22 protein-coding genes are annotated in these 21568 nt (G+C 41.3%); 11 read left to right on the top strand and 11 right to left on the bottom strand.

Going from position 1 to position 21568, the window contains the following annotated elements; genetic code table 11:
• Positions 1 to 7: 7 nt before the first annotated feature.
• Positions 8 to 1579, bottom strand: coding sequence for a M23 family metallopeptidase (locus tag V7K60_RS01805; RefSeq protein WP_334922474.1), 1572 nt, complete (start codon positions 1577 to 1579; stop codon positions 8 to 10).
• A 90-nt stretch (positions 1580 to 1669) separates the two neighbouring features.
• A complete protein-coding gene (locus V7K60_RS01800; protein WP_334922473.1) occupies positions 1670 to 2488 on the bottom strand; it encodes a biotin--[acetyl-CoA-carboxylase] ligase in 819 nt (272 codons plus the stop codon).
• Positions 2489 to 2565: 77 nt separating this feature from the next.
• On the opposite strand from V7K60_RS01800, the gene pgeF reads away from it, so the two are divergent.
• Positions 2566 to 3345 carry a peptidoglycan editing factor PgeF gene (pgeF, locus tag V7K60_RS01795; RefSeq protein ID WP_334922471.1) on the top strand — a complete coding sequence of 260 codons (780 nt, stop codon included), beginning with the start codon at positions 2566 to 2568 and terminating at the stop codon, positions 3343 to 3345.
• A 200-nt stretch (positions 3346 to 3545) separates the two neighbouring features.
• On the opposite strand, the gene V7K60_RS01790 is transcribed toward pgeF, so the two are convergent.
• Complete coding sequence (locus V7K60_RS01790; RefSeq protein ID WP_334922469.1) at positions 3546 to 5021, bottom strand: glycosyltransferase family 87 protein; 1476 nt, start codon at positions 5019 to 5021, stop codon at positions 3546 to 3548.
• Between the two features lie 530 nt (positions 5022 to 5551).
• On the bottom strand, positions 5552 to 6595 hold the full coding sequence (csaB, locus tag V7K60_RS01785) for a polysaccharide pyruvyl transferase CsaB (RefSeq protein ID WP_334922592.1): 1044 nt from the start codon (positions 6593 to 6595) through the stop codon (positions 5552 to 5554).
• A 373-nt stretch (positions 6596 to 6968) separates the two neighbouring features.
• On the opposite strand from csaB, the gene V7K60_RS01780 reads away from it, so the two are divergent.
• From V7K60_RS01780 to V7K60_RS01760, 5 genes are all read left to right on the top strand, one after another.
• Positions 6969 to 7304, top strand: a complete 336-nt coding sequence (locus tag V7K60_RS01780) for a DUF2499 domain-containing protein (protein ID WP_334922467.1) — start codon at positions 6969 to 6971, stop codon at positions 7302 to 7304.
• Entirely contained in the window at positions 7301 to 7603 is a 303-nt protein-coding gene (locus V7K60_RS01775; RefSeq protein ID WP_334922465.1) for a DUF3593 domain-containing protein, read from the top strand. The genes V7K60_RS01780 and V7K60_RS01775 overlap by 4 nt, the downstream gene beginning before the upstream one ends.
• A gap of 184 nt (positions 7604 to 7787) precedes the next feature.
• Positions 7788 to 8561: a 1-(5-phosphoribosyl)-5-[(5-phosphoribosylamino)methylideneamino]imidazole-4-carboxamide isomerase gene (gene hisA / locus V7K60_RS01770; protein ID WP_334922463.1), complete on the top strand. Its 774-nt coding sequence runs from the start codon at positions 7788 to 7790 to the stop codon at positions 8559 to 8561.
• Between the two features lie 212 nt (positions 8562 to 8773).
• Complete coding sequence (locus V7K60_RS01765; protein ID WP_334922461.1) at positions 8774 to 9481, top strand: Uma2 family endonuclease; 708 nt, start codon at positions 8774 to 8776, stop codon at positions 9479 to 9481.
• A 336-nt stretch (positions 9482 to 9817) separates the two neighbouring features.
• Positions 9818 to 10222, top strand: a complete 405-nt coding sequence (locus V7K60_RS01760; RefSeq protein ID WP_334922459.1) for a hypothetical protein — start codon at positions 9818 to 9820, stop codon at positions 10220 to 10222.
• A 187-nt stretch (positions 10223 to 10409) separates the two neighbouring features.
• Here V7K60_RS01760 and V7K60_RS01755 read toward each other — a convergent pair whose 3' ends face one another.
• Together V7K60_RS01755 and V7K60_RS01750 are read right to left on the bottom strand one after the other, a co-directional pair.
• The gene (locus V7K60_RS01755; protein WP_334922457.1) at positions 10410 to 10601 is read right to left on the bottom strand and encodes a hypothetical protein; all 192 of its coding nucleotides are present in this window, start codon (positions 10599 to 10601) and stop codon (positions 10410 to 10412) included.
• Between the two features lie 251 nt (positions 10602 to 10852).
• Positions 10853 to 11458: a DUF3318 domain-containing protein gene (locus V7K60_RS01750; RefSeq protein ID WP_334922455.1), complete on the bottom strand. Its 606-nt coding sequence runs from the start codon at positions 11456 to 11458 to the stop codon at positions 10853 to 10855.
• A 232-nt stretch (positions 11459 to 11690) separates the two neighbouring features.
• Here V7K60_RS01750 and V7K60_RS01745 point away from each other — a divergent pair, with 232 nt between their 5' ends.
• A complete protein-coding gene (locus V7K60_RS01745) occupies positions 11691 to 11951 on the top strand; it encodes a hypothetical protein (protein WP_334922454.1) in 261 nt (86 codons plus the stop codon).
• Positions 11952 to 12107: 156 nt separating this feature from the next.
• Here the strand turns inward: V7K60_RS01745 and V7K60_RS01740 are convergent, their stop codons facing one another.
• The 5 genes from V7K60_RS01740 to V7K60_RS01720 all read right to left on the bottom strand — a co-directional run bounded on the left by V7K60_RS01740 (position 12108) and on the right by V7K60_RS01720 (position 17788).
• The gene (locus tag V7K60_RS01740; RefSeq protein ID WP_334922590.1) at positions 12108 to 13775 is read right to left on the bottom strand and encodes an iron uptake porin; all 1668 of its coding nucleotides are present in this window, start codon (positions 13773 to 13775) and stop codon (positions 12108 to 12110) included.
• Between the two features lie 127 nt (positions 13776 to 13902).
• Positions 13903 to 14535, bottom strand: a complete 633-nt coding sequence (locus V7K60_RS01735; RefSeq protein ID WP_334922452.1) for a Crp/Fnr family transcriptional regulator — start codon at positions 14533 to 14535, stop codon at positions 13903 to 13905.
• Positions 14536 to 14965: 430 nt separating this feature from the next.
• Positions 14966 to 15634, bottom strand: a complete 669-nt coding sequence (phoU, locus tag V7K60_RS01730; RefSeq protein ID WP_334922450.1) for a phosphate signaling complex protein PhoU — start codon at positions 15632 to 15634, stop codon at positions 14966 to 14968.
• 28 nt (positions 15635 to 15662) lie between these two features.
• On the bottom strand, positions 15663 to 16982 hold the full coding sequence (locus V7K60_RS01725) for a sensor histidine kinase (RefSeq protein ID WP_334922448.1): 1320 nt from the start codon (positions 16980 to 16982) through the stop codon (positions 15663 to 15665).
• Between the two features lie 53 nt (positions 16983 to 17035).
• Entirely contained in the window at positions 17036 to 17788 is a 753-nt protein-coding gene (locus V7K60_RS01720) for a response regulator transcription factor (RefSeq protein WP_334922446.1), read from the bottom strand.
• Between the two features lie 512 nt (positions 17789 to 18300).
• Between V7K60_RS01720 and V7K60_RS01715 the strand changes: the two genes are divergently transcribed.
• The 4 genes from V7K60_RS01715 (at position 18301) to V7K60_RS01700 (ending at position 21560) form a co-directional block, all read left to right on the top strand.
• Positions 18301 to 19284, top strand: coding sequence for a hypothetical protein (locus tag V7K60_RS01715; RefSeq protein WP_334922444.1), 984 nt, complete (start codon positions 18301 to 18303; stop codon positions 19282 to 19284).
• 53 nt (positions 19285 to 19337) lie between these two features.
• Positions 19338 to 20417, top strand: coding sequence for a hypothetical protein (locus V7K60_RS01710; protein ID WP_334922443.1), 1080 nt, complete (start codon positions 19338 to 19340; stop codon positions 20415 to 20417).
• A 492-nt stretch (positions 20418 to 20909) separates the two neighbouring features.
• Complete coding sequence (locus V7K60_RS01705) at positions 20910 to 21113, top strand: hypothetical protein (RefSeq protein WP_334922441.1); 204 nt, start codon at positions 20910 to 20912, stop codon at positions 21111 to 21113.
• Positions 21114 to 21212: 99 nt separating this feature from the next.
• Positions 21213 to 21560, top strand: coding sequence for a hypothetical protein (locus V7K60_RS01700; RefSeq protein ID WP_334922439.1), 348 nt, complete (start codon positions 21213 to 21215; stop codon positions 21558 to 21560).
• The last annotated feature ends 8 nt before the right edge of the window (positions 21561 to 21568 follow it).

Here is a 21568-nt window from a genome sequence, read left to right as displayed (position 1 = left end):
CTTTTTTCTAGCTGCCTGGTTGCTGGCTTACCTGGGCGGTTTGCAAGCCTCGCACTAACTGGCTGAGGGCACTTTGTAATTCCACGCCTGGGTCAGTAGCAACCCACCCATCTTGTGTCAGATGGCGAACTTCAAAGTGCAAGTGAGGGCCTGTGGAGTTCCCGGTACTACCAACTCGCCCAATGACAGTTCCAGGTTGTACCCATTGACCGGGTTGAACGAGGATTTCTGACATGTGACCGTAAAGAGTTTGTTCAGCAGATTTGTGATTCAGGATAACGGTTAAACCATAACCACCCATCCAGTTAGCAGTTTCCACTTGACCAGCAGCAGCCGCCAAAACTGGTGTTCCCGTAGGCGCACCTAAGTCTGTACCAGCATGGAAGCGTTGATTACCTGTGATTGGATGAACTCGCCAACCAAACAAAGAAGTAATGGGAGCGGGAATAGACAAGGGATACATCATTCCCGTACCACTATAGGCGACTCTCCCCATGTAGGGAATTTGCGGCAATACTGATGCCAGTGAGAAGTCGTAAGCTACGTTGCTGGGGCGGGGTGCAATGTTGCCATCTGCCATTGGTGGTGGTAAAGTCCCACCACTCGGTGCAATGGGAGTTGCACTTACTCTTGTGGGGCTGAATTCAGCAGGAGTCGGGATAAATCGATTCGGGCGAAATGCGCTCTTGGTGACACCGCTAGAACCACTTTGAGCAGCACGCCATCTACTGGTGTTGCCAGTAGTTGCAATTTGCCGCACTGGTGGAACTACTGGTAATTGGGCGTTTTGACTTCTTCTGAGCCAATTAGGTGCTGGTTTACCATTAGAATCAGCTACACTCCTCTGGGGTACTTTGGCGCAAACGCCGCCTAATACGCTTTGCCCTGATGGCAAAATGGCTCGACAACCACTGGAGCGTTCTGTAACAATTACAGAGTTTGGTGCTTGATAAGTACCTGTTGCACCATTGTCATAACTATTAGGATCGATATAGGCGTTATTATAATCCTTGGTTTTCTCTGCTGTTGCACCAACAGGGCTGTTAGAGTTATTTGATGGTTGAGCAACTACTGGAAGTTTTTCAGGTGCATAGTGGGCAGGGGTATTGGGTTTTTCCTGTCTCACCCTTACAGGAGTAACCTGGGAGGCTTCTACTTTGGGCTTTGACTGTCTGATAATCACAACAGCTTGGGCAGCTTCGATTTTGGGTGTAGACTGCCTAACTGGCTCTTTTGATTGAGCAACCTCTGGCTTGCCTAGTCTCTGTCTGAGTCTGGCTTGCCGTTGGGAAAATTCCGGTTGCGCTTGAGAGGCTTCCGGCGCAACAGCCTGTTTCTTAAAAGTCGAGGCTTTAACTGGATTTGTAACTGCTGTTGGTTGAGAACTTTCAACAGTAGGAACGATGTTGTCTATTTGTGCTTCCGTTTGGGCAAACACGAAGCCACCGCTAAGGAGGCTAACGCTACTCAGCCAACAGAGGCTCTGAGCTGGTAGCGTCGAGGCAAAACGTTTTTTTGTTAGACCTTGCTGCCATAAGTAATGCAAACGATGATGGGCAGAATGATTGCGCTGCGTCATTTGTTCTCTCAGTTGTGTGTAATTAGCCTAAAGAGATGATGCTAGTGGTTTGTCTTGCCCAAAGAGCGAAATTTTGAACAAACCTCAAATTTAAACGGAAGATTTATGGTACCCCAAACTGATTGTACCGGGTTCAATATAAATTTCCGGTGTAATTAGTTCCTTTGTATGATGTGTTTCTAAATCAACTCGTAAATTTCCTTGAAGAGTTACCCCAACTACTGTACCTGAAAGATTATTGACGTACACCCGATCGCCCATGTTTGTAAGCAAATCTAGATAGCCAGACAAGAGTATATTTACTCCTTCTTGAAAAAGGCACTCCATACCGGATTCTATTCCTAGCAAGACTCTAGAGGTGAGCATTTCCAGACAAGAAATTGGTCTAATATCTTGGGAAGCTTGCCACGATTCCAGATTGATTCCAGTTTCTGGGACTGGGTTTGTCCAGTTAATACCAACACCAATTACTGCTTGGGTGATTTGTCTTTTGTTCACTTTGGTTTCTGTCAAAATGCCGCCTAGTTTGCGACCATTTAAAACTAAATCATTGGGCCATTTTATCCCAACATCTATACCGCATTGGCGCAATTGCGACGCAATTCCCCAAGCAGTAGCGAAAGTTAGCTGGTAGCTGTCAGTAGCCTCTATTTTATGGTCGAAAGAAATCGCCACGGAAACATATAATCCCCCAACCGGGGAAATCCATTGGCGGCCCCATTGTCCCCGGCCAGCAGATTGCTGAGTTGCAATTACTACTGTCCCTGAAATAGCCCCTTGGTTGAGTAAGTTCCAGAGGGTTTGGTTGGTTGAGGAGACGCTTTCAAAAAAGTGAAGAGAAAATGGTAAATATGTATGCTTACGCCCTGCTTGCAAGGCTGCTTCCAAGTTTTGCAGATTAAATCCCACAGCAGTTAACCCAAATTCCGTTGTTCAAGTTAGCATTGATTGGCTGATGAGTGATTTCTGTTTAGGTTTGGTTGAAGATGCACACTTGGCACTGGCACAATTGGGAAGGACTCCCCTATCTAACTTGTAGTATTCTGGAAAGTTGGCATCACGGCTTCTTTACCCAGCAGTTTTGGCCGCGATCGCCACAAGTTATCACAGAAGTATTGCAACCAGAGGCATCAGTCTATCGCTTAAAGCAGGTTCATGGCAATACTGTTCTCACCCCCCAAGAAGTTGAAAGCTTCTTAAGCACTGCTGAGGAGGATTTAGCATCGGCGGATGGTTTAATGAGCGAACAGCCTCTACAAGCGGTTTGGGTAGCTAGCGCAGATTGCACACCCGTGCTGATTGGGGATGTGCAAACTGGACGGGTAGCAGCACTACACGCAGGCTGGCGAGGGACTGCTAAAAAGATTGTTCCCTTGGCGATCGCTCGGCTACAATCTCAAGGCAGCAAACTCGATGATTTGAGGATTGCGATGGGCCCAGCGATCGCTGGTGAGGTTTACCAAGTCTCTATCGAAGTGGCTGCCGAAATCGGGGCTAGCATCATATCACATAATGACGAAGAAAAAATTGTAACGGCATTGCATGAACTACCAAATTCACCTTTGCTAGAAGATCCAAATTCCGGAAAGGTAAGGTTGGATGTGCGGCGAGTGAATACCTTACAACTGGAAAATATGGGAATTAGTGCAGAACAAATTGCGATCGCACCTTATTGTACTTTCCAAACTCCAGAGCATTTCTTTTCTTACCGTCGAGAAAAAGAGAAAAAAGTTCAATGGTCAGGTATTGTTAGCGGTAAAAGGTAAAACTGGTTTTAAACTTTAGCATCAATATAACCAAATAATTACTAATTCGTAATACTCGCCTCCGACGAGAAGCAAGCTACGTAATTCGTAATTAAATGGTTATAGAGCAAGCACTGAAGTCTGTGATTCAGTGGTCAACAATCAATGGAGTGTACACAAGTACTGATTGCAACTACGAACTATAAATTCTCAATTACGAATTATATTGACACCCGATTAAATGATTCAAATTTTAGAATCTGTTTTTGACGAAGGGAACTAATTGCTAAAACTAAAATACTTACAGTGATTCCTAAAACGGCATAACTCGGTAGGGCGAAAATAGTTACTTTCATAAAGTATGGCAATTCCCCTGCTTTCACGTTCCAGTGCTTTGCTAGAGAGTGGATGAGCCAGCCATGAATAACTGCTGTTTGCATTGCAATACAGCAAACTCCTGCTAACCAAACAGACATTCTTATCCTAGAGAATTTACAATGTCTGATCTGATACAGCAAATCATTTAGCAAAAAAACAGCAGCAGGTATTAACATCACAGAACTAGTTTCCTGTGAATAGTTGATGCTAATACTCAAGCAAGAAACTAATACTATTTCTACTAAATAGATTTTTTTTGACCAAGCTGTAAGAGATTGTTGTAGATACAAATACCAACCGACACAACTAACGAGTATCAGAACAATTATATTTGACAAAAGCTTGGCAAAGAATGGGTTATTAGGGAATAATCTTGGACCCACAACCATCAAATCGAGGCGACTGATCGAAATATAAGGGTTAACTGATGGATCTTTTAGCCAGAGTGAAAATCCCTGACTATCATCTGACAGGAATTGTGTCAAAGAATTGCCTGTCAAAGCTAGACCTAAAAGTGCTAGAAAAGTGACTGTGACAACAGATACAAAAACTAGAAAAAACCGTTTTTTAAGTAGAAAATATAAAATGAATAATGCAGCTAATGTTGGTTTACAAAGGGCAAGTCCCAAGCAAATTCCTGCTGGAATATCTTGATTTTTTCTAGCCAAGATAAACATCCATAAGATCAGAACTGCAATAAAAATAGCAATATTACCAACTTGAAAATCGCGAACTAAGCCATAAATCAAGGCAACCAAGATTGTGCAAATAGTTTTCAAAGCTCGCGACTTCGACTCCAGCAGGATATTTGCTCCCCAGAAGGCCAAACCGATTGCTAATATATGCATCACAATCGAGATTTTAAATGCATTATTAAGCGAAAAATCACCGAGAAACCAGATAAGAGGAATAATATTAGGTGGATAGACAAACGGTGGAAGAGATCCACACACCTTAGTTATGGTACAGAAAGTTTGGTTAAAAATCTCGACATTAAAGGGACTCAAATGCTGATGAGCCAATTTACTGGCTACATAATACCACTGAAAATCCCAGAAGGGTGGATGTGGTTGATTTAGGAAATAAATTAGCCAAGCTGTATAACAGAGAAATCTTGTAACGACTAATACAACACCTGCTTGAACGATAAAGTTAACAATTGGTTTACGAAAAAATTTTATCAACTGTTGAATCACAGAAGATTTTAAAAATAAAGAATTTTTCCAGGCTGCCTGTTCATCATCTAATCGCCAATTATTTTTAAGAACCCAAGCAACTAAAATTAGTATAATTAGGTTCCAAAAGCCAAAGCTGATCATCAGAATTCTCTCAATAATTATTTTTGTGTTCCCTAAATAATATCGCTAAAAACAATTGTGATAATACATACTTAAGTAATTTCATAATTACCTTACAAAATTTTGACAATTACTCCCTTCCTGCCAAAATAATCATTCATAAAAGGCTGAAAAAAGGTATTTACGTTGATACACAACATGATTATTTTCTACAGTGCGTAAGTTCTAGAAGTTTTGCATTTTTTTGGTATATATTGCTTTATCTTATTTAGGACTTACGCAAAAACCCTCTCAAACTCTCATTTCTCCGTGACGCGCCAGTTGCTTCTCCCAAGGGGAGACGCTGCGCGAACAAGTCGGGGAACCGCAAGGGCGCACTGGCTTCTCTGCGTCGCGCCAGTTGCTACCCTTCTCCTGACGGAGACGCTGCGCGAACGGGAACGCTAAGAGCGAAGAAGTCGGAGAACCGCAAGGGCGCACTGGCTTCTCTGTGGTACTATGTGGGAAGCCGCTTTGCGTCTACGTTTTCCGTTACCTGTGCGTAAGTCTTATTACTTATTAGATAAAGCGTGGCTCAATAACTCGCGGTGCATTAATGCCCTATCTACTAAAGATTGTATTTGCTCAGGTGATAACGGATCGCCATTGGCGTAATGCTCCATCCAAGTCAGACCAATCAAATTGGTGTCATCTGGTAAACTCGCTAAATCCCATCCAGGCATTTCCAAGTCTTCCATGAGGCGATTTACTTTGGGGTCATAACTGAGAGCAAAACAGCGACAACCAACAGATGCAGCCATAATTAAGCTGTGCAAACGCATCCCAATTGCCATTTCAACGCCGCGAAACACACCTTTTAAAAGTTGCGGATCTTCCAGACACAAAATCTTGCTAACATCTTTAAGGTGTGGTTGAATGGCTTCGGCAATACTTAAATCTTCACTTTTTTGAAATGGCAGTAATAAAATGAAAGCCTGTGTAGCTTTTTGAAAGTCAACCAAAGCACGAGTTAAATTTGCCAGACGTATTTCTGTGAGTTGGGGATGCGATCGCAACGTTACCGCAACTCTCGGCGCAGGTAAATCCCAAAGTCCTGGGACTGGTTTAGATTCCAACGCCCAAACCGGGTCAGGAGCTATAATACAGGGAATTTGCCAATCAGATAATAAAGCAGCACTGGCGCGATCGCGAACACTAACTTTGGTACAATTACCAAAAGTTTGCCGTGCTAACCAACGAGTTTGCGGACGCACCAAAGGCCCAATACCCTGCGCCCAAGCAACAGTTTTCAAACCCATTTTCTGCGCTAATGCCATCAGCCCCCCATAATAAAATGGACTGATAGTACTGGTAACATCCTGAATGAGACTCCCGCCGCCCCAAATTAAGGCATTACAAGAGCGTAAAGCTTGTAGTACAGCTAAGGGAGCCATGCGATCGTAGGTTTCTACATTGTAGCGATCGCGCGTTTCCTTTGGATTACCAGAAAGCACCACAGGCGTTACATCAGGTGGTAACATTTGCAAAAGCGTTGCCAACAAAGCTTCGTCACCACCATTACCTTTACCGTAATACCCAGACAATAATGCCCGCATTTTGACCATTTTGGATTTTGGATTAATAGCTATTGTTAAATGAATCTCTGTCCCCGATACAGATGGTAAACTCATTCCCAAGTTCTATTTTGAATAGTGCAGAAGATAGTTAGAACTCCCTCAGAACTCGAACGTTGAGCTTCTGAACTCGGACGTTGAGCCTTTGAACTCGGACGTTGAGCTTCTGAACTCGGACGTTGAGCCTTTGAACTCGAAATCTTTAAAATTTTAAAAGAACAAGCAAAGATTTTGTTTAAACAAATATAAAATTCAAGCTACATATCACCTTGACACCCCTACTCCTAACTCCTAACCCCTGTACAGACGCGATTAATCCCGTCTCAACTCCTAATTCCTAACTCCTAACTTTCTTATGCACGCCCTTTCGATTCCCACCTGGATTATTCATGTTTCTAGCGTTATTGAGTGGATTGTCGCCATTTGGTTAATCTGGACTTACGGCGAACTGACTAATAACCGCAGCTGGTGGGGATTATCCCTTGCCATGTTACCAGCTTTAGTCAGCGCGATGTGTGCCTGTACCTGGCATTATTTCGATAACGCCGAATCACTGGAATGGCTGGTAACGCTTCAAGCTACCATGACTTTAGTTGGTAATTTTACGCTTTGGGCAGCCGCGTTTTTGATTTGGCGTTCTACCAAATCTGTCAACACTGTTGAACCAAAACCTATTAAATCAGAGCAATGATTTCTAAAGAAACCCTGTTTGCACTTTCACTGTTTCCCTATTTGGGTTTCTTGTGGTTTATCAGCCGCAGTCCGCAAATGCCGCGTTTGGCGCTGTATGGATTTTACGGCACTCTCGTTTTTGTTGCCATTACCATCCCGGCGGGGATTTATGCTGTATTGCATTATGGTAAGTCTTTAGCCAATGTGGATTGGTTGCACGGTAGTGCAGAACTATTTTTGACGCTTTCTAACATCTTGCTTGTGCTGGGTTTTGGGCAAGCTGTAAGGCAATTAAAAATGAAAAATGAAAAACAGTAAATTCAGCTATAAACCTCGTCTATGTTGAAACCTGGAGTTTTGAATTATTCTGTTGTGTCATTGCGACGTTCGCTCTTAGCGTTGCCGCAGGGTAGGAAGCAATCGCAAAACTTTGGTAAAAAACTACAGTTCTCAAGTTAGACGAGGTTTAGATAGCATTTTGATTGCAATGAGGAAGAGTTAAATGGACGTAATTCCAGCGATTGATTTACTAGAAGGTCACTGTGTGCGACTGTATCAAGGAGACTACGATCGCTCGCAAGTTTTTAGCGAAAATCCTGCTGATGTTGCCAAACAGTGGGTAGATCAAGGTGCTACTAGATTGCATATAGTTGATTTAGATGGTGCCAAAGCAGGTAAAGTAGTAAACCTGGGGGCAATTGAAGCGATCGCTCAAGCGGTGTCAGTACCCATTGAAATTGGTGGAGGATTGCGCGATCGCACCAGTGTGCAACAGGTATTCAATCTAGGCATACACTGGGCGATTCTCGGCACTATCGCCGTAGAACAACCCCAGTTAGTGCAAGAACTCTGCCAAGAATTTCCCGAACAGATTATTATCGGTATTGATGCTCGTAACGGTCGAGTAGCAACTCGCGGCTGGTTAGAAACCTCGGAAGTTTTAGCAACTCAACTGGCTGTACAAATGCAAGAATTGGGTGCAGCCGCCATAATTTACACAGATATCCACCGAGATGGTACACTTACAGGGCCAAATTTAGAAGCTTTGCGAGAACTTGCAGCAGCAATTTCCATCCCGATAATTGCCTCTGGTGGGGTAAGTTCCCTCACCGACTTGTTGAGTTTGTTGGCATTAGAACCTCAAGGCGTAACTGGCGTAATTGTCGGACGTGCCTTGTATACTGGGGATATTTTACTCAAAGAAGCATTACGAGCGATCGGGCCTGGGCGAATTCAGGATATTCCACCGAATCTAGGTTTTTCTAGCTTTGCTTGACATTTTCTGTCTTTGCATAAGTTCCCAAATACAGTCTATTTGTAGACAGGAGTTTGTTCGGCGTTGCTAATTAAATGTATGAATCTTGGAATTGCTAGTCTCTACAAAATCATTTTCATTCCTGCATTCAGCAAGCCTTGTGTTCCCATGCCCGCAACCAACTATAAAAAATGTCATATTACTTATTATCCCCCCACATTTAGGAGGTTCCCATGACCTCAGCACAGACACCATTAGGCATTGAATCAACCCTACCAGACCACACGCAGCTACCAGAATCTGACGGGAATTTTGTGAAAAACTTGCAAGAACATCCTCAAAGCTTATTGCTGACAGATTCTATTGAGCCAATCTTGCAGAAGCTGCATCCCAATGGACAATATTGCATTGGTCAAGATAGCGGTATTTATTGGCGCATGACTGAACCACCAGAAAGAGGAGCAGAAGCCCCAGATTGGTTTTATGTGCCAAATGTACCACCAACTTTAAATGGTCAAGTCCGCCGTTCTTATGTGCTATGGCAAGAATACGTTGCACCTCTGATTGTGTTGGAATTTGTTTCAGGGGATGGTTCAGAAGAACGGGACAAAACACCCATTACAGGAAAATTTTGGGTTTATGAGCAAGCAATTAGAGTTCCTTTCTATGGCATTTATGAAGTGAAAAAAGCCAGTGTCCAGGCGTATCAATTGCTTAGGGGTGAATATCAGCTAATACCTGCCAATGAACGCGGACATTATCCGATTGAACCGATGGGTGTAGAGTTGGGGATTTGGCAAGGTCGCTATCAAAATTTAGAATTACCCTGGTTGCGCTGGTGGGATAATCAGGGTAATTTGCTACAAACAGGATGGGAGCGCTCGCAACGCTTGGCTACTAAACTCAGAGAATTAAATATTAACGCCGACGAGTTAGTTTAATTATTTTAGCAACTCTCTTTAGATAGATAGGGTAAACACTACGTGGTTTCTCATTAGAAATCCTTTGCTAGTAGTGAAAATATCTACACTTCATATTGAATTTATTTTGTCAAGATGTAATCCCTTGTATGGGTTAAAAAATCAGCAAGGCTTTCTCTGGACTGAATTTATATTCATGCTTTCAGTGGATGCAGTTATAACTTTGCAAATGTAATAATATATATATATTGTCAAACAATAAATAGTTGCTGTTGTTCAGATAAAAAATTAGATTTTTTCCAACTCCAGGAACTTTCGTTTTTAGACAATTGTTTGATGTTTTGAGAAGGTAACACAATGAATAATATCCTAAGACGCGCATTTTTACCCAGCCTCATGGCAGCAAGTTTAGCTGGTGTCACCTTAGTTCCTGCCAAACCCGCTGCTGCTGATGACCAAGTACTAAGAGATGCAGGTATTGGGGCTGTTACCAATGTTGTAACCGGAGCAGTTAGGGGACGTCATAATGTATTAAAAAATGCTGTTAGGGGTGGTGTCACTGGCGCAGCTGTCAATGGTGCAAATGGTCTGAGAAGCACCCATCATCGCCGTCACCGGAACGCTGCTCAAGATGTCGGAGTCGGTGCAGGGACTAGCGCATTGACTGGTGTAATTACTGGCGATAGCAAAGACACCCTTGGCAATGCTGTTGATGGTGCTGCTGTAGGTGGAGCAATCCATCTGCTAACCAATCACAAATAATTCGTAAATTCATCAGCTGAAATACTTTCCCAACAGTTAACGAACTTATCCCTCCCTAATTCCTCTCCTTCCTAAAAGGAGCAAGGCCAACCTCTTTTTCCTACTAAGGAAGGGAGGTTGGGATATTTTCTGTTGAGATATTATGCCAGCGTCAGGATCGTGATGACATTAGGTTTAATAGTAATCCCTAGCCCTTCAACGCCTTTCTAAAGTTTCGACGATAAGATTGATTTGTAATAAACAAAGCTGGCCATAGCAAAGACAAACCAACCCGATTGGTCAAAGTTGGATTAAAATTAGTCCGTCCAAACCCATTCCAAAACTTCCAAGCCCCGCCTCCGTAAACCCCTATCAAGCCAATAAAAATTAAAGTACCCATTCCTATCAACTCCGTTAGTAACTGACAGAATTTAAGTTAAGTTTTACCACACGAGGTAATCACCTCATTAGCAACACCGAGAAGGTATGACAAAACTCCCCAGTTTTTGATATCTAAGTCAGTTAAACACACATTCTCTTATTCCAGTGTAGAATAGCCTCATCGAGGTTTTTGACCGATCGCTCTCAAAAACTCATATAAAGACTTTTCACTTTAAATGTTGCTACAAATGGGCAGCAGAGACATTTATTCTACTTATCATAACTTTCTGGTATACCCACTGGTGATAAACCTGCGATCGCTCGTAAGTTTTGGCAACGAATCAACTCAGTAAAATTGAAACTGGAACGCCCTTCAATTTTGGCTACCGCTTCAATTGCAGATAATAGATGCTGTGCTGCTTCAGCTTCTGAATAACCGCGCCGTTGTGCTATCTTAATTGCAGCTGCATCGGCATTTAACTCTGACTCTTGAGATTTATTAGTGCGCCAGATCCGAAAAGCAGCGATCGCACTTAATCCCCCAGCTACAGCTACACCCACTACATCTGACTGTGCTGCTTCCAAGAATCCGCCTAATAGCCCAGCTAACACCACACCTTGATAAATGTCGGGTTTAAACCACTTTACTCCCGTCAACCAGCTAACCATCTGCAACAGCAGCAAGTCTCGTTGCGGCTTTGTCAAGCGACGCCACAAATCAAAATTAATATATATCGGTCGCGCTTGGTTCCAGGGTTGGGGAAAGGAAGCGTCAATTACTTTTGCTTGCTCTGGCTTGCTGACGATTTTTGTCGTCATCCGACCAGAAGCTGGCATCACATCTAGCAAACGGCGAATTTCAACATTTGGCTCCATAAATTTAATTATTAGCCATAATGTGCATAGTAACTAGGCGTGTAAAAAATAAAGTTTTCATGTTAACCTTTGATTTATGAGATGCTTTGGCAGTATTGAATAAATTCAGATCGATCCATAAAAATATTGATGAAGCAGTTTGATAGTGTGGCAGGATTTTATAGTATTCGTTTGCCGCCAAATTCAAAACCTCAAAGTTTTGGCTTGCCATTAAGACTATATTTGTAACTACATGGACGCTTTTGCTACCCTCCCACCTGAATGGACAAATAAGGCAATACATGCTTATGATTTTTGCTGTCCTAACTGCCACTCAAGTAGCCTAGAAGCTGAGAAAGTTTGGCTAAATCGGCGATCGCCTGTACTTACAGAAGACCGTCGTCGCAAATGGCAAGAGTTCTACTACTGTCACTGTGGTTCTGTGTGGTGGGCTTGGAGTAGCGATCGCCCTCCAAAAGATATATCCAATCAGCCAGATTATCATCCTACATAGATACGCAAAATTTTGCTTCTCTACAAATTTTTGAAATCACACTGAATCATTTTCATACCTAAATTTAGCAATACCCAATTTTCTTCCTAAACAAAAGCCCACTTGAAGGTGGGCTTTTGTCTATCTAATTGTGATATTTATTTCCCATGACCGATTTTAGAAGGTGAAAGTGGTACGCAGAGTACCTACGTACTGAGTGTCATTATCGTTGTTGTTCTCTGGATTAAAGATTACCAATAACCCAGGGGTAACGGCAATATTATCGCTGACCTGAAACCGATAAAGAGCTTCTGCATGATAAGTAGTGCCAGATTCCTCAACAATACCTCCATTACCGTCAGTGACTTTGGGTGGTTGACCGAAGATCAGACCCAAAAGATTGCCTTCTCTACCAAAGTCTTTTATACCAAGAGTCGCAGCCCAGTAAAAAATGTCTGCATCTCTTCCAGAATCGTCTAAAGCATCGGCAACGGTATAACCAGCCCAACCACCAACAGTCAACTTAGAACTGGGTTGGAAATTAACTTGTACACCGTAGTTATTGGAATCAGTACGAGTAGCACCGAAAGGCTGATTGGCAAAAGCACTGCCTGTACCTTTAAATAAGCCAGAACCACCTCGAGTGGGATCAATTTGATAAGTGCGGGCGTAGCTCAGACCGATATTGAATGCTTTGTTGGGTTTGAAAGATAACTGACCGAAAATGGTACTGTCACCATCAAACAGCCCATTAGTATCAGCAGGGTTGCCTGCACTACTAGTAGCAGTATTATTACCCGCTAGATAAGCACCCGTCAAGCTGATAGGGCCATTAGGATTAAAGCTAACAGTCAAACCAGCACCACTAGCGCCTTGGCGATAGATAGGGCTGAAACGTCCATAACGAGAGATAGCACCTCTAGCAGAACTAGAAAAGTCTGGATTGAAGTTATAAGTATTCTCCCATAACTCACCACCACTAGCGTCAACTTTGACACGTATTGCGTCACTGAAATTGAAAGCATAGTTGATTTTATCGATGCTAAGACTGTTGTCGGCAGGAGCACCTACATCAAAACCCAAGCGCGTCTCGTTAGTACCAGTACCGGTTACACCAGCATTGCCGATCACACCAGCATTTGAAATAATATTCCCAGCAGTTAACCGAACTTGCAACTGGTCTTTACCAGTGAAACTGCTCAACAAGTTCAAACGAACCCGATCCCCAAAAGTCGTGTTGGAATTCAAGTCACTCCGGGGGGCAGCAGAACCAGAAGGAAGCGCTCTAGTATCGCCAAAAGCCTGAGATACGTTGAAAATTGCTTCTCCAACCAACTTGGTAGTAGTAGAGAACTGATTAGCTTCCAATTCAGAAGTGCGGGCTTCTAGTCCATCAACACGACCGCGCAGAGTTGCTAGTTCAGCAGAATATTCTTCTTGTAAGCGCTGTAAAGTAGCTAAATCTTGTTTGCTGACCAAATCGGCAGTAGCTGTAGCAATCAGTTCGTTAACCCGATCTAAACAGGCATTCAAACCTGCGGCAAATTCATAACGGGTTAAAGCACGGTTCCCACGATAAGTACTGTTAGGATAACCTGCAATACAGCCGTAGCGCTCAACTAGAGATTGTAAAGCTTGGAACGCCCAATCTGTAGGCTGCACATCCGAAAACTGAGAAACTGATGTCACCTGACTCATTTCGTTAGACTCTTGAGTTTCAGATAACTGGCCAACATTTGTTACCTGTTCGTTGACTTCAGCAGCTAAGGCACTATTAGCAACGAAAAATGTAGCAGCTAATACAATCGGACTAACCTTAAAAAGATTCCAGAATCGTTTTGTCATGTTTTTAATTTCACTCACACCTACAATAATCCAGCCATGAGGAAATGCTTTAAGCACTTCTGTTTTGTGGATTTCACACACAATCACAGCAACGATTATACCTTGATCCTGTGATTATTACAAGCAATTAGTTAACATACTGCTGACTATAGTTTTTAATTAATTTATTTGGTAAGCGCAAAATAATCCGGCGTTTGTGACGTAAAACTGTTCCTTCTTCCTCTAACTGCTGTAAGAGTCGGGTAACTGTTACTCGCGTAGTATTTAAGACTTCAGCAATATCTTGATGGGTAACATTTAAATCAATTAGCTTGCCCTTAGCTACGTCACGTCCAAATTTTTCACTTAACCATACTAAAAACTGCCATAAGCGTAGCGAAATTGGTTTTCGATGCACAATGCTTAGTAGATCCTCTGCTTGTTGAATATGAGACAACAAAGCATTAATATCCTGATGCCACAAATGAGGTGGCACAATGCTTATTTCCACACCCGTGAGACATTCAATCTGGTAGGGCTTGACTCTAGACAAAGGATAGCCAATCAGATCCCCTAGTCCCCAATAACCGAGAGTGATGAATGTTCCATCTTCACTCCACGTTAAGGTACGAACTGCACCGTATTCAATCCGCCAAAGTACGTCATTTTGAGGTGGAATTACCTCCCGACGGTTAAATATCTGCTGAGGTAATTGTCTGCTGAAGGCAGGGCTATTTGACACAGCAGAAGAGTTTGAAGTAGAACTTGGGGAATATATCATTAACCGTAACTACATAATTATCAGGGAATCTCGCTATTTAAATGATTAAGAAACTCTAATAAATTGTATCAAAAACCATCTGTATATCTGAAAGTCTATTCTTCTCAATCAGAGCTAGGGACTAACTCAAAATCTTCTGATGGCAACAACTTTTGCTTAAGGTATCTATCAGTGAGATAGAGCCAAAATTTTTAGTTGTTTATCTGTTACTTTAATTGTGTAAGTTTAAGAATAGGTAAGCTTTTAGTAAAATATTGAATTAACTTATTTTTAATTATTTAGTATTTTCTGAAGACTAAGTAAGTATGGAGGCGCAAATAATTATAAAGATGGTAGGGTGGAATGGCGCTTACTAAATCGCTGGATTTAGATCCCCGACTTCTTGCAGACTCCTGGAGGGTAGAAGTCGGGGATCTGGGTGGCATATCAATTATGAGCGTTGACCTGTGACAATATATGCTACCCTTTGACCAATATTCGTAGCATGATCTGCCATGCGTTCCAGACAACGAATTGCCAGTGCCAGCAGTATAATTGGCTCGACTACACCAGGCACATCCCGTTGTTGAGCTAAAGTCTGATAAACGCGATCGTAGGCATCGTCTACAGTATCATCCAGATGCTTTAAACGGCGTCCACCAGCTTCATCGAAATCTCCCAAAGCCTTTAAGCTAGTTGCTAGCATCGACTGCGCGTGAAGGGACATAGCTTCAATGTCGGGCATTGACGTATGAGGCGCGTAAGGAAAAATTTTAATCGCAATCTCAGCTAAATCCTCAGCATAATCGCCAATGCGCTCTAAGTCTCGCACCAACTGCATAAAGGCACTCAAGCAGCGCAAATCTGGAGCTGTAGGCGCTTGTAGCGTCATAATCGCCGTACAGTCTGATTCAATTTGTCTATAAAAGCGATCAATCTTTTTATCTAATCGGGGGAGTTCCTCAGCTGCTGTTAAGTTACGAGCACATAACGCTTGGTGGCTGAGGCGAAATGATTGTTCTACCAAAGCACCCATGCGTAATACATCCCGCTCTAAGCGCCTAATGGCGCGTGCGAGTTGTGGTCTTTGCGGATTGGGAGTATAATTGACAGCTTTCACACTTGTTGTCTTAAAGGTGAAGATATTACTAACTATAGTCTTGGCTTAAGGAGTTTGCCATAACTTCAGGAAATTGGAGTTGCATCCATGCACCGCCAGTTTCTGGATGGTTCATTGCTTTGATTGAACCTCCGTGGGCAATCAGAATTTGCTCAACGATCGCTAATCCTAATCCATTACCAACGATCGCTCCTATGGAGTTACTATCTTGGGGGGAATGAGTTCGCGCTTTATCTCCTCGATAAAATCGCTCAAAAACGTGGGGTAAATCTGCCTCAGAAAAGCCAACTCCAGAATCAATAAGACTTATTTCTAAGATTGGGGAAGCAGAATCGTTATCCTTTGTTGATAAGATTTTCGCTTCAATGTAAATGCTTGTAGCAGGAGGACTGTACTTAATGCTATTGTCTAGCAAATTCAGAAAAACCTGGTAAATCCTGGCTTTATCTGCCTTAATCCAAAGATTTTCTGGGCCAGAATAAGAAAAAGATAGATGTTGAGGCTGTGCTAAAGGTTCTAGTGTTTCCCAAACAGATGCAATCAGCGATCGCAATTCTACAGCTTTAGCTTGCAATTGCATATTTGGGTTTGCTTCCATTTGGGTAAGTTCTAACCAGCTTTGCACCAAGTTAATCAGCCGGTCAACTTCTTGCATGAGGCGGTTAACCCAGCGATTTAAAGGCGGTTCTAAACGGTTTTGTAAAGTTTCCGCAACTAAGCGAATCGAAGTTAGCGGCGTTCTGAGTTCGTGTGCTAGATCGGAAAAAGAGCGATCGCGTACTTGATTTATATCTAATAGGGGTTGACGATTTTCTAAAAATACTCCCACTTGTCCATTGGGTAAAGGGAAGCTAGAAGCCCGCAAAGCCAGAGATTTGATTGTTGCTATCTCTGCTGCATCATCACAAGATGGATGAAATATCCATTCTCCCATTTGTGGTTTTTGGCAATCGCGAGTTTGCTCAATTAAATGGTCAAGTTCGTAAGACCTTACCAACTCCAATAACAAGCGCACCTGTTCTGGTTGCCACCTTTGCAGATACAAAATTTCCTGCGCCTGTTGATTGCACCACAGTAGTTGATTTTCTTCATCCACCTGCAAATATCCCACTGGAGCAAAATTTAGCAGGTCTTGGTAAGTTTGCAACGACTGCTGCAAATCTTGCCGTTGCTGTTTCACCATTGCTATTTCTTGCCGCAACCCAGGAATCAGCAGCACTACCTTCTTATAAGAATGCGAGGTTAACGGTCGGAGTAAGCGCCCCAGGTAGCGGTTTAGTTGAACCTGTTGCCAAACCCAAAACCCAATGCCTACCGTTAAACCCAGAAAAAATCCCAATAAAAGCATTTGAGTTGTTAGTTTCTTGGTGACTACTAAAAACTAACAACTATCTCAACTAATTATCCAAACCTATAGCCAAAACCTCTTACAGTCACAATATATTCGGGATGACTGGGGTCTTGCTCTAATTTTTCGCGCAACCACCGAATGTGAACGTCAACAGTTTTACTATCGCCGACAAAATCTGGTCCCCAAACCTGATCGAGCAATTGTTCCCGTGACCATACCCGGCGGGCGTAACTCATAAACAGTTCCAGCAAGCGGAACTCTTTGGGAGAAAGACTCACTTCTTGACCGCGAACCAGCACGCGACATTCTTGAGGATTCAAGGAGACATCCTTAAATTTTAATACTGGTATTTGTGGCAAATTACTTAGGCGTTGGCGGCGGAGTAAAGCGCGACAACGAGCAACTAACTCGCGCATACTAAAGGGTTTGGTCAGGTAGTCATCTGCACCCACCTCTAACCCCAAAACACGGTCAGTTTCACTACCCTTAGCACTGAGCATTAAAATCGGTACTGGGTTGCCTTGATGACGCAGCAAGCGGCAAACATCTAGCCCATTGATTTGCGGCAGCATCAAATCAAGAATGACCAGATCAAAGGGAAGTTCCCCTGAATTGGTTTCAAAACTTTTAAGATACTCTATAGCAGACCGCCCATCGGGGGCAGTTATCACCCCGTAACCTTCTTCTTCCAGAGCTACAGCTAGCATTTCCTGGATTAATTCTTCATCTTCTACTACCAGAATACGGCTGGTTTGTCCAATGTCCGTTCTGGCAGAATATTTGGTTGATTCACTGGTATACATTGATATCACAAAAGTCTAGGACTGTGCTTGTATCAATTAGGATGATTAAGTCTATTATCTCGCCTTACTGTAACCGCGCTTCTACTAGGGTTAATTCTTTTAGATTTTATTTACAAAAAGTAACATATACCACAGCAGTCTCTTAAATCATAAATCACTGTGGCTGCAAGCTTCTAATAGTTTTTTAATTAAAAACTTTGAATTTTCGATTCTGTCTTCACAAGATCCAAAGACATTATTGCATGAAGATTATCTTGACAGAGGAGATTAATTTAGGTATATTTATCATAGTACAAAAATACTATAAAATCTAAAAAAGAAAACTATATCTGAAAAACAGAAGGACATCTATGTGGAAAATTCGTACCCACTAAGTGTTAGATGTGGATCATTTCAGTATTTCCACTGCGTTAAAAATGTTGATTCAAAGGCTACTCTGATGTCTGCATAGGGTAGTTATTGGTATGGCTTGCTACCCAATAAATAATTTGCCTATTGAAGGGAGTTGAAAGATGACTACAGTTGGAGTCAAGGACAGCAAACAACAACTAATGCAAGCATTTCAACAAATTATTATTCAAAGAAAAAAACTTGAATCTAAAATAGCAACCAAACAAGAGGAAGCAGAAAAGGCAAAAAGTCAAGGAATTCTGCAAGCAGCTTCTGCATATACAGTTGATAGTATTGTCAAAGGTTTAGCTGATTTACAATTGGAGTTTGGCAGTATTCTCAATGGATTATCTGAAAAGCTAGCTCAGGAAAATTCTAAGTTAGATGAATTGAACCGAGCTATAGAAATTGAAATTCAACGCCTACAAGAACTTCAACAAATTAGAGTTGTAGCGGATACTTTAGACGTTTTAAGTCAAGAACATCAAGAAAAATTAAAAATTCTCGAACAAGATACTATTAGCAAAAGGGAAGCGCTAGAAAAAGAAATTACAATCAGGCGGAAAGAATGGCAAAAAGAGCAAGCAGAGTATGAAGAAAAACTTCAAGCATACAATGATTTATTAGCCAAAAATCGCCAGCAAGAACAAGAAGAATTTCAGTATAAGTTAGAAACTACTCGTAAACTCAATACAGACAGCTACGAAGGGATAAAGCGCCAACAACAAAGGGAAATACAAGAAAATTATCAAAGGAAAGAGAAAAATTGGGCAGAACGAGAAAAGATATTCGTTGAACGCCAACCACTCTTTGCAGATTATCAACAAAAAGTAACTATATTTCCTAACGAACTTGAAGAAGCCGTTAAGAAGGCTAGAGAAGAAGCAATTAAAGAAACAAGCCAAAAAGCTAAAATTGAGGCTGATTTATTTGAAAGAGAATGGGAATCGAACAAACAGAGTTATGAACAAAAAATTCAATCTCTGGAAGAAACAATTAAGAAACAGTCTGAGCAAATAGAAGGCATTTCTGCTCAATTGCAAACTGCATTAAAACAAGCACAAGACTTAGCCATGAGGGCTTTTGGTAGTTCTAACCCTAAATAGTTGTGAATTCGTAGCATCTTAATCATCTTGAATTCCTGAAGAGGAGGTTTGTTGTGGTGGGGAAAAAACCGACTGATAAGAATACTAAAGTAGAAATTCTTCAGGCGTATGAGGAGTTAGTAAAAGAAAAAGCAGCACTGAAATCAGAACTCGATAAAGTTGGTAAAGAAAACCAGTCTGGAACTAAAGAACAGCCTAAATTAGAACAAAAAATAGCTATGAATCAGCTTTCTAGTGTCCAAGAAAAGATGAACAATACAATTGAAAGCTTGGCGAAGATTCAATTAGGTTTTGGCAGTGCTGCTAATGAATTATCAGAACAGCTAACCATAAAAGCCTCTAATTTGGAAGAAATCAAGCGAACTTTAGAAGAAGAAATTAAACAATTAACACAGTTGCATAATTTAGAAATTTCTGATGATATCTTGGATACTCTTATCCAAGCCTATGAAGATAATACTAAATCTTATCAGGAAGAATATAGCCGACGTTCTGAAGTGTTATTCCAAGAAATACTAGGGCAAAGAAATACTTGGGGAAAAGAACAGGAAGAACAGCAACAGGCGATAAAAGAACGGAATGAAAACTTGAATAAAACTCGGCAGCGTGATACAACAGAGTACAAATATAATCTAGAATTCCAGCAACAACTGCAAAATGACGAATACGAACAAGAGCAGAAAGCGCTATATAAGCAACTGGAAGAATCACTACAAGAAACAGAAAAACAGTGGGCTGAACGGGAGAAAGCAATTTCGGAAAGAGAGAAACAATTTGAAGAGTTAAAAGCCAAGGTAGAGGCTTTTCCAAAAGATAAAGAAGCAGCTATCAAAAAAGCTACAGAAGAAGGCAAAGGTATTGCCCATTACCAAGCTAAAGTAAAATCAGATTTATATTCTAAGGAAGTGGAAGGGCAAAAGCGTTTCTATGAACAAAGACTGCAATCTCTAGAACAAACTATTACAAATCAAGAGACGCGAGTTCAAAATCTTTCTAAACAACTTGAATCCGCTCTCAAACAAGTTCAGGATTTGGCAGTTAAAGCTATTGAAGGTACTTCAAATGTTAATTCATATCAGGCAATCAAAGAAATAGCTTTAGAACAGGCAAAGACTCAAGCAAAAAATAAATAAGCTGATTTATTTTTGATGAAAATTGCAGAGACTTAATTGAATTTAAGTCTCTACAAGTAACTCTAATGCTTTTTATTCGGTTTTCTTTGGTTTTTTGAGGTCTGAGGGAGGTTGTACTTTCTTCTTTGTTACACTAATCTGCGTTTGCTTTAATGCTTTGTTAGAATTTTGTTCTTGACTAGACATAATACTAAGTTTTAATATCTCCTATAATCTTATCTACATTACAAGTATAATTGATTACACAAATATATAATAGAGAATTGAAGTTTAACTAAATAATGTTACCTTTCTCGCAACCTCCACTTTTGACGGTATAAATACAAATCTTAATAGGTATCTGTTTAAAAAATTATGCTTGAGTTGAGTCTAAAGGCTCAAGTTTACCTCAAACCATACTTTAATGAATCTTTATTTTAATTACGTATTTCTTTAGTAGCATTTCCTCAAAAAATTAAATAAGCTAATAACAAGTTATTCAGAGTTTAAAAAATGGATATTATTCAAAATATTAATGAAGCATCTACATTTGCAACAGTAGGTGCAGTGGTAGGAGTGACTGTGTATCACAGTATTGGAGGTGCAGGCCTAGCAATCGGAGGAACTGCTTACGGAATAGGTTTAGTAGGATTTGCTGGGACTGGTGCAGTTGCTGGATTAGCTATCTACGGGATAAAGAAGTCAGTTTTTGGATAATTAAGTTCGCTTTCAAATTGGTTTTAAATTGACTAATCATGCAAATTAAAAGAATAAATTTAAAACCCCTGTTTTGAAATAGTTTTGGAGGTAAACGTAATGATATTAGATTTCTATAGTTTATATAGGCTTGGTAAAGAAATCGCCCAAGATGCCAAATTATTCGACAACATACGCCATAATGGTAAACATGATTTGGGAGAAACAGTTTTACGTGACAGCTATAATCGCGAGTGGAAAATAAAGGTTCGCCGCACAGGTAATCGCGGACGCTACCTTAAAATCTATTCCTATCCAGATTACAAACAAAAGCTGAGAGCATCAGCAGATAAATACAAATCATATTTACAAATTACTTCTGATGAATGGGAGGTTTTTTATCGGACAGCAGGAGGAGTAAAGGATTATCGCGCTAGGGCTATTTTAGATAAGTTAGTCGGAATTTAGGACTAGAA

The organism is Nostoc sp., assembly GCF_036917555.1.
In the GTDB taxonomy this organism is placed as follows: Bacteria; Cyanobacteriota; Cyanobacteriia; order Cyanobacteriales; family Nostocaceae; genus Nostoc.
This window is presented reverse-complemented; position numbering and strand designations above follow the sequence as displayed.

What these genes read in the sequence shown, in the direction of transcription:
- V7K60_RS01775 (WP_334922465.1), top strand. Translation starts at nt 7,301, where the DNA reads ATGATTTCTAAAGAAACCCTGTTTGCACTTTCACTGTTTCCCTATTTG.
- V7K60_RS01755 (WP_334922457.1), bottom strand. Translation starts at nt 10,601, where the DNA reads ATGGGTACTTTAATTTTTATTGGCTTGATAGGGGTTTACGGAGGCGGG.
- V7K60_RS01805 (WP_334922474.1), bottom strand. Translation starts at nt 1,579, where the DNA reads ATGACGCAGCGCAATCATTCTGCCCATCATCGTTTGCATTACTTATGG.
- V7K60_RS01780 (WP_334922467.1), top strand. Translation starts at nt 6,969, where the DNA reads ATGCACGCCCTTTCGATTCCCACCTGGATTATTCATGTTTCTAGCGTT.
- V7K60_RS01750 (WP_334922455.1), bottom strand. Translation starts at nt 11,458, where the DNA reads ATGGAGCCAAATGTTGAAATTCGCCGTTTGCTAGATGTGATGCCAGCT.
- V7K60_RS01745 (WP_334922454.1), top strand. Translation starts at nt 11,691, where the DNA reads ATGGACGCTTTTGCTACCCTCCCACCTGAATGGACAAATAAGGCAATA.
- V7K60_RS01765 (WP_334922461.1), top strand. Translation starts at nt 8,774, where the DNA reads ATGACCTCAGCACAGACACCATTAGGCATTGAATCAACCCTACCAGAC.
- V7K60_RS01715 (WP_334922444.1), top strand. Translation starts at nt 18,301, where the DNA reads ATGACTACAGTTGGAGTCAAGGACAGCAAACAACAACTAATGCAAGCA.
- V7K60_RS01735 (WP_334922452.1), bottom strand. Translation starts at nt 14,535, where the DNA reads ATGATATATTCCCCAAGTTCTACTTCAAACTCTTCTGCTGTGTCAAAT.
- V7K60_RS01725 (WP_334922448.1), bottom strand. Translation starts at nt 16,982, where the DNA reads ATGCTTTTATTGGGATTTTTTCTGGGTTTAACGGTAGGCATTGGGTTT.
- V7K60_RS01705 (WP_334922441.1), top strand. Translation starts at nt 20,910, where the DNA reads ATGGATATTATTCAAAATATTAATGAAGCATCTACATTTGCAACAGTA.
- V7K60_RS01700 (WP_334922439.1), top strand. Translation starts at nt 21,213, where the DNA reads ATGATATTAGATTTCTATAGTTTATATAGGCTTGGTAAAGAAATCGCC.
- V7K60_RS01760 (WP_334922459.1), top strand. Translation starts at nt 9,818, where the DNA reads ATGAATAATATCCTAAGACGCGCATTTTTACCCAGCCTCATGGCAGCA.
- hisA (WP_334922463.1), top strand. Translation starts at nt 7,788, where the DNA reads ATGGACGTAATTCCAGCGATTGATTTACTAGAAGGTCACTGTGTGCGA.
- V7K60_RS01720 (WP_334922446.1), bottom strand. Translation starts at nt 17,788, where the DNA reads ATGTATACCAGTGAATCAACCAAATATTCTGCCAGAACGGACATTGGA.
- V7K60_RS01740 (WP_334922590.1), bottom strand. Translation starts at nt 13,775, where the DNA reads ATGACAAAACGATTCTGGAATCTTTTTAAGGTTAGTCCGATTGTATTA.
- pgeF (WP_334922471.1), top strand. Translation starts at nt 2,566, where the DNA reads ATGCACACTTGGCACTGGCACAATTGGGAAGGACTCCCCTATCTAACT.
- csaB (WP_334922592.1), bottom strand. Translation starts at nt 6,595, where the DNA reads ATGCGGGCATTATTGTCTGGGTATTACGGTAAAGGTAATGGTGGTGAC.
- V7K60_RS01790 (WP_334922469.1), bottom strand. Translation starts at nt 5,021, where the DNA reads ATGATCAGCTTTGGCTTTTGGAACCTAATTATACTAATTTTAGTTGCT.